Origin of the sequence: Paenibacillus sp. KACC 21273, assembly GCF_028736095.1 — a bacterium.
GTDB classification, from domain to species: domain Bacteria; phylum Bacillota; class Bacilli; order Paenibacillales; family Paenibacillaceae; genus Saccharibacillus; species Saccharibacillus kyungheensis.
Genome location: NZ_CP117876.1, coordinates 3147957 through 3160549, shown reverse-complemented (window position 1 = coordinate 3160549; position 12593 = coordinate 3147957). Strand labels below are relative to the sequence as shown.

Genomic DNA, 12593 nt, shown 5'->3' with positions numbered 1-12593 from the left:
CCCTGTTGTTTACGAGCAAAGAGTCATTCAAAAGCATATTTCAGAATAATGTAGTTTCCAAGTTGGGAAAACCGTTGGAAGAAGTATCAAGTGAAGATGTATATACGATTTTGAGTCGGATGATCCGAGAATTTGCCGGTAAGGAATGGGCAGCAACCAACCGCGAATTTCGAGATAATGAGGAAAAACAAGTCTATTATCTATCTCTTGAATTTCTAATAGGTCGTCTACTAGGTAACAATCTACTCAATATGGGTGTTCTTGAAATTGTGCAAGAAGGTCTGGAAGACTTAGGGGTATCTCTTTCTGAAATAGAAGAGCAAGAAGCAGACGCAGGACTAGGTAATGGTGGTCTTGGTCGTCTGGCTGCTTGTTTTATGGATTCATTAGCTTCACTTGGATATGCAGGACACGGTTGCGGGATTCGTTACAAATACGGCCTATTTGAACAAAAAATAGTCGATGGTAATCAGGTAGAATTACCGGATAACTGGTTGCAAAAAGGAAACGAATGGGAAGTTCGTCGTGATGATCGCAAAGTGGAAGTTCGCTTTGGCGGTAATGTAGAAGTTCATGAAGAAGCAGGAGAGCTTACTTTTTCACTTCATGATTATGAAGGGGTATGGGCTATTCCTTACGATGTTCCTGTTATTGGATACAAAGGGAACAGAGAGAATTCGCATATGAATACACTTCGTCTATGGAGCGCAGAACCAATGCGTGAAATGGCAAGTCGTGGTTCTTCTTCAGGCGGCAACTATTACAGTTATCTGGATTACAATCGTTCGGTTGAATCGATCTCCGAATTCTTGTATCCGGATGATTCTCAATATGCTGGACGACTATTGCGATTGAAGCAACAGTATTTCCTTTGTTCTGCTGGTCTGCAAAGCATTTTACGTACGTATGACAAATTAGGGCTTAGCTATGAAGAGCTTCCGAAAAAGATAGCAATTCATATCAATGATACACATCCTACATTGGTCATTCCTGAATTGATGCGTATTTTGCTGGATGAAAAAGGATATGGATGGGATATAGCTTGGGAGATTGTAACTAAGACTGTATCTTACACCAACCATACGATTTTGAGCGAAGCCTTAGAAAAATGGCCAACTCATATGGTGCGTGAACTGTTACCGCGTGTGTATATGATTATCGAAGAGATCAATGCTCGTTTTTGCCGTCTGCTTATGGATAAATATCCAGACGATCCAGATCGTGTAGCGCATATGGCTATTATTTTTGACGATCAGGTTAAAATGGCACATCTAGCGATAGCCGGAACTCATAGTATTAACGGTGTAGCCGCATTGCATACCGATATTTTGAAGCATCGTGAGATGAAAAATTTCTACGAACTGTATCCAGATCGGTTCAACAACAAAACAAATGGTATCACTCATCGTCGCTGGTTAATGCATGCGAATCCTGAGTTATCACAGTTAGTGAGTGAATCGATAGGTACGCGTTGGATTACTCATCCGCAAGAAATGGTCGGCATTTTGAAATACAGTGAAGATGCAAGCTTTCAAGAGCGTGCTGCTAAGATCAAGCTCAATAATAAGCAAAAATTGGCGACATATATTGAACAAAAATATGATGTCAAAGTGAATACGGATTCGATCTTTGATGTACAAGTCAAACGTCTGCATGCGTATAAACGACAATTTTTGAATATTCTTCATATTATCCATTTGTACCATCAGATTAAAGAAATGCCATCACTGGACATAGTGCCACGTACTTTTATTTTTGGAGCCAAAGCGGCACCGAGTTATTATTTAGCGAAAAGTACGATCAAACTGATTAACAGTGTAGCCAATGTAGTGAATAATGATCCTGATGTCAAAGACAAATTGAATGTCTTTTTCTTAGAAAATTATTCCGTCTCTTTAGCTGAAAAAATTATTCCTGCTGCGGACGTGAGCGAGCAAATCTCTACCGCTAGTAAAGAAGCATCTGGTACAGGGAATATGAAATTTATGATGAATGGTGCTCTAACTGTAGGTACGATGGATGGTGCTAACGTAGAGATGCATGAAATGTTAGGCGATAATAACATGTTTATTTTTGGACTGAATGCAGATCAAGTAATGGACTATTATCAACATGGTGGCTACAATGCACGCGATATTTACAACAGTGATTCACGGATTCAAGAAGTCATGAATCAACTGATTGAGCGTGGCCCATTTACTAATCATAATAATGAATTTGATATTTTGTACCGTTCGATTCTTGATATGAATGATGAGTATTTTGTACTCAAAGATTTCTCAGCCTATACGGAAGCTCATGTTCAGATTGATCTAGCTTACCGTAATCGTAAAGAGTGGCTCAAAAAATCGATTCATAACATCGGGCATTCCGGTAAATTCTCTAGTGATCTGACGATAGGACAATATGCGTCAGAGATTTGGAAAATCAAACCTGTGGATCGTGGGTAAGCTTGATTTAATTGAATATAGAGTGTGAATGGAGGAAATCCTTCTTGGTATTGTGATTGTCTGCGGATGATTATGATAGTGGGGAGGTTTTCCTTTTTCTTTTATGTGGTGGAGGGACATCGCTACGCAAAAGGATGATCCTCTCGATCGCTGTTAAGAATGGATATTTTGAACAACTGTTTGCGCAGTAAATATCCATTCTTAGTGTATGCTTACGAAGTAGTTTTCTTGCGAAAACTTTTAAGGCGAATGCTACGCTTCTTACGGATCATTCCTTTTCCTTCGCTAAATCGGTGTCTTGAATATGTAGAATTAAATATTAAAAACATAAATAATTATTAAGGGTTCCATAATTCTTGATGTAATTTGAACCCGTCTTTTAAACCTTGATAGTACATGATACGTTCAGACATACCCTGAACTAATGTAGAAGCTTGTTCATATTCATTTAATATAGAAAAATCATTTTCTTCAATAATAGAACTCAATTGTTCAAAAAGACGCTGACATTGTTTGAGTAATTGCTGATATTCGTGATCATCGTTTAATTCCTGACAAGCTATATTTTCCATGCGTAAAGATATAAATTGATCAAAATCAGAAATTAAGTTATTCATACTTATGCCTCCAACATTTAATTTTACGTATAAATATTTAACAAGTTGAACTTTATTTTAATATAATAAATTATTTGTGTGTGAGAAGTCAAATTTTATTTTGATAAACAAAATATATCTGCTTATAATTAAATAAAACTTCACTTTATTGAAAGGAATATTATGATTAGTTATAAAAAATTACAAAAATTATTAATAGATCGAGAGATCAAAAAACAAGAACTGGTTAAAATGACAGGCATCTCATCTGCTACGATGGCAAAGTTAAATACGAATGAATATGTATCTTTAGAAGTGATTGACAAAGTCTGTGAAGCTTTAGATTGTCAGCCAGGGGATTTGTTAGAGTATATTTCCAAAAAAGAATAAACGATTGAAAGATATAAGTTGCATATTGAACTATATTTTTTATATCCTTTAAGAAAATATTTAATTCAGCGAAAATGATAAAGGGGAACATATATATTTATTCATTTAAAAAAGTTTGTTGTTAACGGGTTAAGCTACATTATTAGATCGGTTGTACCTACAGATGCAGAACAATTATCTATTTTAAATGAGAGAGTAAATAATTAAATGAAAACATGAAATAATTGACGAATCAGTATCAAAATCATAAATATAAAGTAGGTATGGATAATGAGAAGCTCATTAATTTTGCTAGTAATCGGATGTATTACTATTTTAAATTTGATTTACAATTTTCAATACGGAAAAAAATTAAAAATTTATAGTAAAAGTGATTTAAAAGATATAACATTTGGTAAACATGGTGTAGTAACGTTATATAATTCTCTAAAAAATCTTAATGCATATAATTCAATTGTTGTAATTATATATGGATGTATTATAGTCAATGTAAAGTTTGAATGGTCATATTCATCATTAAGAGTAGGCATATTAATATTAATGTTTTGTATTCTTTCTTTATTTTGGTTTGCAAGTAGTACATATCGCTTCTCAGAAATAAAGCATATAGTAGATGGAATTTCGACAAATAATCAATCGTATAAATTTTTTAGTAGAACATTCTTTTCTGGAATTTTTAATATGTTAGCAATTATATTTCTTTTAATATTATTAGAATTACATTTAATATTTTTTATGATATTTTCGGTTTTTACAATAATTATGTTTTTAGCAGGAATGGCAGATGTATTACAATCTAAAACGATTAATTATTATGGTAAGACCTTTAATATAAAAAAACAATTAAAGAACAATTAGATATCATATGTAATTTCTACCGATTACTTAAAGAACACGAATATAGAATGCAATCAAAAAAAACTTATTAAATAATTTGAATATTATCAAAGAGGGAATTAAAAAGAAGTTTAGTTAATCTAACGGGATCGTATATTTTTAATCTAAATAAATTATAAGATTTTACACAATTCCACTGAGCGTAGGGAGCGATATTGTTCTGAAAGAGCGAAGCGCTCGCCTTTGTAAATGGATACCTACCGCAAAGCGGTTAATCAAGGTATCTATTTACAACAAGCGACGACAAGAACAATATCGTACCCGGAGCGCTGTAACTCACACCATCCCACACCAATACATTTCAAAACACCCCCACACCCATCCGCTCCCCACCCGTACGATTCTTCTGATACTGCTTCGGTGTAACCCCAGTGTATCTTTTAAAAATCTTCGTAAAATAACTCTGATCATGAAACTGCAACAACGTCGAAATTTCTGCTAACGAATAATGCGAGAGACTGATTAATTTTTTCGCTTCATCAATACGTTGTTGCTGAATATAGACAACAGGCGAACACCCAATTTCTTTTTTAAATAACTGTGATAGGTAATCCGCATTCAGCTTGGTTTCTTTCGCTAGATCTTGTAGATGAATCGGTTCGTACAGATGGCTGAAAATGTAATGACGTGTTAGATTGACTTCATGGGAATATCGTTGCTTCTGACCTTCCAGTACTCGATCGACAAAGTCAGCATTGCATCGCTGGGTAGTCATATGCACTTGCGCTGGATTTTCACATTCTTCGACTGCTTGAATATAAAAATCACTTAATGTATAAGCGATTTCGGCGTTCACTCCGCCATCCATTGCTGCACGTGTGACCAGCGTTACTGAGCAAATGCCTAGATTCTTTTCGTTGCGTAATAAGCTTTTTTTCGAAAGTACTCCCAATTTCTCTGTCGGAAATCCCAATTCCCATTGAATTAAATCTTCTTTGCGACCTTCTCTTATATATTGCAGAAAGATACGCTCCATCTCAGGATTATGATGATAACGATCAGGTGGTGTATATTCGGCTTCCTCGTGATAAGACAGTAAAGTAGACGAAGACAAATGTGGAATCGAGTCCAGATGAACACGATGGATAGAAGCGGCAGAAATATGCAAATTATGTTGAATCAATTCGGCGATATCCAATTCTTTTTGATATAACATAAAATAAATCATAACGGCTGCATTATATATGCGTTCTTTAGAGATCAGCGGTACATTTTTGTAAAATGCCCATACTTCATCTTGCTGACGAAAAGACAATTGGTGATCTACAATAATGCCTTTGATTAACTCTTCCGGTACAATCGCATTGAAAAAAGGCCCCGCTATTAGAGCACCTTCGATATCGACAGAAGTACTCTCTGGCGTAGGCAGCGGATGAGATGAAGCAGGATCTATAGGCTCATTACTATTAGCTTGAACCGTAGGCTGAGCAGGTAAAGGTACGATCAGATACTGCTCTACAAAATTGGTTGCATGAATCAGTGGATAGTGTCCTTGAATATGTTGAGTTAATAGCTCAAGCCCTTCGCTTTTACTAGCATATAAAGGATTGAAATTCTGTGCAGGATATTCTTCAATTAGCGCACCTTGTTGATCCACAATATAGAGTGGAACCTGATATTCAATATGTAAGCATTTCATTATAAATTTAAGCGTATTCAGCCAGGTTGTATTCATATGATTGTGCAACTCCTATCATTTCAAAATACGCTATCTATAAGATACTGATGATAACGTATTTATTATTTTACTAAAAAAATAGGAATAATACCATAAATATAATGTCATAACGCTTACATTAAAGCAGTAGACAAAAGCGATCCCTATAAAGTAAAGATAAGATCGCGATACAACACAAATAGAGAATAGCATTGGGAAACGAGGGCATACGAATGATAGGAATATGGAACAGTACATCACAATTACAATCATCCAAATGGAAATTTTTATTTGAGGTTCAGCAAGAGTCTCCTAAGCCAACACCACAGGATTATTCTTTAACGGTACAGATGGAGCCATTACCACTTGCTTTGGATATCAAGCATATACATGTAGAAGGCAATACGCTAAAAGCAACAGGAAGTGTAGTCGTTTTGCCACATGGTGAAGGCGAAGCTACGATTGAAATGGTTTTTGAAGAAGATTGCTTTACAGGTTTTATCTCTTTGCCTTTTACAGGTGTGATGAAGTTAGATGGTACAAGAGGTAGAGGACAGTCGTTGAGTGAAGAATTGATCAACGTGGTTGCTCCTTATCATAAAAATAATGTTGTCGAACGCACAACAGAAGATATTCAAGCTCAAGTAGAACAATTGCTTGGACAGATGACCGTTGCTGAGAAAATCGGGCAAATGAGCCAGTGTATGGCTTCTGATTTTGCTTTTGGTGGCGATATTGAAGCTGAATCGGCAGATGTGCTTGTAGAGCAAGGTCGTACAGGCTCCATTTTGGGTGCTTTTAATAGTAGTCGTGTGTTTGAATTGCAAAAAACAGCAGTAGAGAAATCGCGTTTGGGTATTCCGTTGATGTTTAACGCCGATGTGATTCATGGTTTCCAGACGATTTTCCCTGTGCCACTCGCATGGTCTTGCAGTTGGGATATTGAAGCGATTCGTGAAGCATGTGCGATTGCAGCCAAAGAAGCTACAGCTACAGGAATTACGTACAATCATGCACCAATGGTTGATATTGCACGTGATGCACGTTGGGGACGTGTAGTCGAAGGCTCAGGCGAAGATCCTTATCTAGGTTCATTAATTGCTAGAGCACAAGTAGAAGGATTTCAAGGCGCAAGCTTATTTGATAAAGAAACATTGATTGCTTGTCTCAAACACTTTATTGCTTATGGTGCTTCCGAATCCGGTCGTGATTACAATACGGTTGATATTTCAGAATGGATGTTGCGTAATCTGTATTTACCTCCGTTTCAGGCTGGACTTGAAGCTGGAGCAGCATCTGTGATGAATGCTTTTAACTTCTATCAAGGGATTCCTATAGCAGCTAGTGAATTTATTTTGAAAGATTTGCTACGTGATGAATTAGGATTTGATGGTATTCTAATCTCTGATTATGGCGCAGTCGAAGAAATTTATACACATGGTGTTGCCAAAGATCGTAGTGAAGCTGCGCGTCTATCTTTAAATGCAACGATGGATATCGAAATGGTATCTCAGACGTATGAACAATTTCTACCCCAACTTGTAGCAGACGGTAAAATTCAAGAACAACAATTGGATGATGCTGTACGACGCATTTTGACATATAAATATCAGATCGGTATTATGGATGATCCTTTCCGTTATGTACGTCCTGATAAAGAAGTGGAATATCACTTTAACGAAAATCATCTTCAAGCGAGTCGTGAGTTGGCACAGAAATCAATTGTACTACTCAAAAATGAAGCTCAGACGTTACCGTTACATGTTGCTGAATCTAGCGCACGTATTGCTGTAATTGGACCTTTTGGTGATAGCAAAGATTTGTTAGGGCCATGGCAGTTTTCTAAATATGGAGCAGATACCGTTACTTTATTAGAAGGATTACAAGCCAAAGGCATCCAAGAAGATCGTCTATTATACAGTGAAGGTTCCAAAGTGAACGAACCGATTGAAGGTGGAGTAGAGCAAGCACTTGAAGTAGCCGGACATGCAGACGTTATTTTGTTAGCATTGGGTGAAAATAGTGATATGTCTGGTGAAGCCGCGTCTCGTATGAATATTACGATTCCTGAACCACAGCAAAAACTAGCTGAAGCTATCGTGGAATTAGCGAAGCAATCCGGTAAAGCTGTTGTGCTTGTTCTCACCAACGGACGACCGCTAGTACTGGATTGGTATGAAGAGCATATGGATAGTATTGTAGAAACATGGTTCTTGGGTTCACAAGCTGGACATGCGATTGCTGATGTATTAGTGGGTGATTATAATCCATCTGCGAAGTTAACGATGAGCTTTCCGAAGCAATTGGGTCAAGTACCGATTTATTATAACCACTTTAATACCGGTAGACCTGTAACAGCTGAAAATGAACATGAGAAATACATTTCTAAATATTTGGACGGCCCAAATGATCCTTTATATCCTTTCGGATACGGGCTTAGTTATAGCCAATTTGACTATTCAGAAATAGAATTAGATCGTCAAGCGATGCAACGCACTGAATCGATCACAGCGACTATTCAAGTGACCAATACAAGTTCAGTACTAGGAGTAGAAATTGTACAGATGTATATTCAAGATCTATACGGAAGTACTGTTCGACCTGTTAAAGAATTAAAAGGGTTCCAAAAAGTGACTTTAGCTGGAGGAGAGACTGCTCAAGTACAGTTTGAAATCACCGAAGAAATGCTTAAATATTGTAATTCACGCTTGCAATGGGTAGCGGATGCTGGTGAATTTAAAGTGTATATCGGATCAAGTGCCAAAGCAGTACAAATGGCAGAGTTTGAATTGATCGAAAAGTAAGCTTGAAAATTCCTTTTTACATCACCACAAAGTAAGTGCTTACAAAAAACTATTGCTAACGTTTTAAGGCTATGTTACTATGGATTCACAGAAAACCAAAAACACACGGATTGTTACTGTTTACTCAGGCAAAACCGAAATTGACGTTCCAAGTCATTTTTGGTTTTGCCTTTTTGACTATTTTGATAGTAAAAGGTGATGGGAATGAAAATAGCACAAGTTCTGAATAATAATGTTGTGACTGTCATCAATCCTGCTGAACAGGAAATGGTTGTTATGGGGCGAGGTATCGGTTTTAAAAAGCACCCCGGCGATCTGGTGGATGAGACAAAAGTAGAAAAAGTATTCAAGCTCGAAAATAGGGAAGTCTCACAAAAGTTGATGACATTATTATCAGACATTCCCATCGAATACGTAGATTGTTCAGATGAAATTATTCGATATGCGCAGACGATACTGGGTAGCAAATTGCATGATAGTATTTATATTTCATTAACCGATCATATTCATTTTGCGATTGAACGTTATCGGCAAGGGATAGAGATTCGAAACGCGATTCTTTGGGAGATCAAAAAGTTGTACCGCAAAGAATATATAATCGGAATGAAAGCTCTGCAAATGATTGAAGATAAATTAGGTGTGGAACTGACTGAAGATGAAGGTGGATTTATTGCACTGCATTTCGTTAATTCGCAATTAAACGGCGAGATGAGCGAGACGATTAGTATGACCAATATTGTCAAAGACGTGCTACGCATAGTGACCAGACATTATGTATTTGAAATGGATGAAGAATCACTAAGTTATTTCCGCTTTTTGACGCACCTGAAGTTTTTTGCACAGCGTGTACTTCATGATACGGTCAGCGATTCTGGCGACAATCCTCTACATGATATGGTCAAAGTCCAATATCCTAATGCTTACGCTTGTGCACAAAAGATTCAATCGTATACAAGCAAAATTCATCAGCGTACTCTTTCTAAAGATGAATTATTATATCTGACAATTCATATCGAACGTATTACCAAAGCAGAACATGCAGAAAGATCAGAAGGGTAGATCATTGAACCGACCGATACAAATAAATACACCAACGAATGGGATTGTGACTTTAATTAGGCAAAACCTGAATGTGGATAGATGACCATGCAATATGCGGTACACGTATTGTATGTACTGTCAGTATAGACTGACTCATTTATAGACATTTAGGTTTTTTTGTATCTTAATCGTTCTAGTCGCCCTATATAAAAAGGAGAAAGACAACATGGATAAAGAGAAACTATCGCAAGACATACTGGATTTGGTAGGCGGTACAAGCAATATTGATCAAGTGACACATTGTATGACAAGACTTCGTTTTAACTTAAATGACGATAATCTGGCTAACAAAGCTCAATTGGAAAAAACGCCGGGCGTTATGGGTGTTATGAAAAATGGAGGACAATTTCAAGTTATTATCGGAAATGAAGTAGCAAACGTATACAAAGAATTAGTGAAAAAGATTCCAGGAGCAGGTCAGCTAGAAGAGACAGCTTCAACCAAGCCGAAAAAGAAACAAAATCCGATCAGTACACTGTTTGATTTTATTTCAGGAATGTTTACCCCGATCTTACCAGCAATTACAGGCGCAGGAATGATTAAAGGGATTGTCGCGATCCTTGTTGCATTAGGTTGGATGTCGAATACCAGTTCGACGTATATTATTTTATCGGCGATTGGAGACGGGGCATTTTACTTCTTACCGATTATTTTAGCGATTAGTGCTTCTCGTAAGCTAGGCAGTAATATGTATATCGGGGCAGCCTTAGGAGCAGCTATTATGCACCCGACGATCACAGCGTTATTGTCTTCAGGTCAAAGTGTGACTTTTGCCAGCATCCCTGTAGTTGCGGCAACGTATTCTTCTACCGTTATTCCGATCGTTATTGCGATCTGGATCGCTTCGTATGTTGAGAAAGCAGTAGATCGTTATACGCATGTTTCTCTCAAATTGCTAGTCGTACCTACAGTTACATTGCTGGTTATGGTTCCACTCACATTGATTGCTATTGGGCCGTTAGGTTCTATTATTGGTAGTGGATTGTCTGGAGGTATTGCATGGTTGTTTGAAAATATGTCGATTGTCGCAAGTATTCTGATCGGCGGCACGATGTCATTGCTTATTATTACAGGCATGCATTACGCATTAACTCCAATCGTTATCGGTTCAATTACAGCATTAGGATATGACTTTATTATTCCATTGATGTTTGCGGCGAACTGGGCACAAGCAGGTGGAGCACTAGGTGTAGGACTTCGTTCCAAAAATGCTCAAACCAAATCACTCGGGTTCTCTACAGGTTTAACTGCGATTATGGGTATTACTGAACCTGCGATGTATGGTATCAATATGAAATTTAAAAAGCCATTTATAGCTGCTCTTATCGGTGGAGCTATTGGTGGAGCATTTATGGGTATCTTCCATGTCAAATCGTATGTTATTACAGGCTTAGTAGGTCTACCAAGTGTAGCGGCATTTATTAGTCCATCCATCAGTACATTGATCTATGCATTATTAGGTGGTCTGATAGCATTAGTATCTGCAACAGCGATCACTTACTTTATCGGTGTAAAAGAAAGCACAGAAGAAGCTGAACCTGCTCAAGGTACAGCAAATGAAGTAAACAGTACTCCTGTAGCATCAAATACTGTAGCAGCATCCAATGTGATCGATATTCATCAACCTGCTGTACAACAAGTTATCGCTGCTGATATTTTCAGTCCGGTTGCCGGCGAAGTGAAGCCACTAAGCGCTGTAAATGATCCTGCTTTCTCACAAGAGATTATGGGGAAAGGCGTAGCGATCGAACCAACTGAAGGACGAATCGTATCACCTGTCAATGGAACCGTGTTCTCTGTATCCAAAAGCGGGCATGCTATCGGGCTTGTCAGTGATACAGGCACCGAAATGTTGATTCATATCGGAATTGATACCGTCAAATTAAAAGGCAAACATTTTACACCACATGCCAAAGCAGGAGAGACTGTGAAGATCGGCGATCTATTGATGGAGTTCGATCTCAAAGCAGTGCGAGAAGAAGGCTATGAGACGATTACACCTGTTATCGTAACCAATATTAATGATTACAACGATCTTCAATCGTCTACACAGTCCAATACACGTTCTGGTGAATTATTGTATAAATTAAGCTAATCTTATATCAGGTAATAGATAACAGATATAAGTAGTGAAGAGTGTTAGACTGATTCTGCACTTATAGTGAATTTGGAGCTATCATTAGCAAAGAAACCGAATATACTATATAGAAGTGAAAGAATACGCTATATAGAAGTTAGCATAGAAGCAAAAAGAGCTTGAACAATGTCGTGGGTGATTGCTCACCGGCATCGTTTAAGCTCTTTTTGTTGCTTTACCATCTTGCTGGCATTACGCCGTTATTGTTGAGTTCAAATTACAGATCTCCGCTGAATGCTTTAATTACAAAAATACCACCAAATACAATAGCAATACCCAATACAGCATACCAACGTTCTTTCACTACATTGTTCACGAGTAGACTCCTTTAAATCGTTATCGAAATCATTTAGCATTGCTCACATAACCAATCCATATTGTACCAAAATCTATTTTTAATTCAACCCTTTTTGTAGGAATAGGCAAATAAATATATGTACAAAGCAAAAGCCTTTCAGCGTAAAAGACTGAAAGGCTTTTTTGTATTATGATATCTACAATCAACAACTTATATCGTTCTGATGACGCTTACTAATAACGCTTACATATACTGCTTATCAA

General features: G+C 37.3%; 8 protein-coding genes. 6 read left to right on the top strand and 2 right to left on the bottom strand.

Annotated elements, in window-relative coordinates; genetic code table 11:
- Positions 1-5: 5 nt before the first annotated feature.
- Positions 6-2450, top strand: a complete 2445-nt coding sequence (locus tag PQ460_RS13740) for a glycogen/starch/alpha-glucan phosphorylase (protein WP_273615982.1) — start codon at positions 6-8, stop codon at positions 2448-2450.
- A 338-nt stretch (positions 2451-2788) separates the two neighbouring features.
- On the opposite strand, the gene PQ460_RS13735 is transcribed toward PQ460_RS13740, so the two are convergent.
- Positions 2789-3067 (bottom strand): DUF6809 family protein, encoded by a 279-nt coding sequence (locus PQ460_RS13735; RefSeq protein WP_274170158.1) that lies wholly within the window; start codon positions 3065-3067, stop codon positions 2789-2791.
- Between the two features lie 162 nt (positions 3068-3229).
- On the opposite strand from PQ460_RS13735, the gene PQ460_RS13730 reads away from it, so the two are divergent.
- Complete coding sequence (locus PQ460_RS13730) at positions 3230-3436, top strand: helix-turn-helix domain-containing protein (RefSeq protein WP_274170157.1); 207 nt, start codon at positions 3230-3232, stop codon at positions 3434-3436.
- 270 nt (positions 3437-3706) lie between these two features.
- Positions 3707-4294: a hypothetical protein gene (locus PQ460_RS13725; RefSeq protein WP_274170156.1), complete on the top strand. Its 588-nt coding sequence runs from the start codon at positions 3707-3709 to the stop codon at positions 4292-4294.
- Positions 4295-4634: 340 nt separating this feature from the next.
- Here the strand turns inward: PQ460_RS13725 and PQ460_RS13720 are convergent, their stop codons facing one another.
- Positions 4635-6008, bottom strand: coding sequence for a helix-turn-helix domain-containing protein (locus PQ460_RS13720; RefSeq protein ID WP_274170155.1), 1374 nt, complete (start codon positions 6006-6008; stop codon positions 4635-4637).
- Between the two features lie 215 nt (positions 6009-6223).
- Between PQ460_RS13720 and PQ460_RS13715 the strand changes: the two genes are divergently transcribed.
- From PQ460_RS13715 to PQ460_RS13705, 3 genes are all read left to right on the top strand, one after another.
- On the top strand, positions 6224-8794 hold the full coding sequence (locus tag PQ460_RS13715) for a glycoside hydrolase family 3 N-terminal domain-containing protein (RefSeq protein ID WP_274170154.1): 2571 nt from the start codon (positions 6224-6226) through the stop codon (positions 8792-8794).
- Between the two features lie 204 nt (positions 8795-8998).
- Positions 8999-9853, top strand: a complete 855-nt coding sequence (licT, locus tag PQ460_RS13710) for a BglG family transcription antiterminator LicT (RefSeq protein WP_273615988.1) — start codon at positions 8999-9001, stop codon at positions 9851-9853.
- Between the two features lie 208 nt (positions 9854-10061).
- The gene (locus PQ460_RS13705; RefSeq protein ID WP_274170153.1) at positions 10062-11990 is read left to right on the top strand and encodes a beta-glucoside-specific PTS transporter subunit IIABC; all 1929 of its coding nucleotides are present in this window, start codon (positions 10062-10064) and stop codon (positions 11988-11990) included.
- The last annotated feature ends 603 nt before the right edge of the window (positions 11991-12593 follow it).

Bases quoted from the DNA above. Each gene is read 5' to 3' on its own strand.
- PQ460_RS13735 (WP_274170158.1), bottom strand. From the start codon at position 3,067: ATGAATAACTTAATTTCTGATTTTGATCAATTTATATCTTTACGCATG.
- PQ460_RS13730 (WP_274170157.1), top strand. From the start codon at position 3,230: ATGATTAGTTATAAAAAATTACAAAAATTATTAATAGATCGAGAGATC.
- PQ460_RS13725 (WP_274170156.1), top strand. From the start codon at position 3,707: ATGAGAAGCTCATTAATTTTGCTAGTAATCGGATGTATTACTATTTTA.
- PQ460_RS13720 (WP_274170155.1), bottom strand. From the start codon at position 6,008: ATGAATACAACCTGGCTGAATACGCTTAAATTTATAATGAAATGCTTA.
- PQ460_RS13715 (WP_274170154.1), top strand. From the start codon at position 6,224: ATGATAGGAATATGGAACAGTACATCACAATTACAATCATCCAAATGG.
- licT (WP_273615988.1), top strand. From the start codon at position 8,999: ATGAAAATAGCACAAGTTCTGAATAATAATGTTGTGACTGTCATCAAT.
- PQ460_RS13705 (WP_274170153.1), top strand. From the start codon at position 10,062: ATGGATAAAGAGAAACTATCGCAAGACATACTGGATTTGGTAGGCGGT.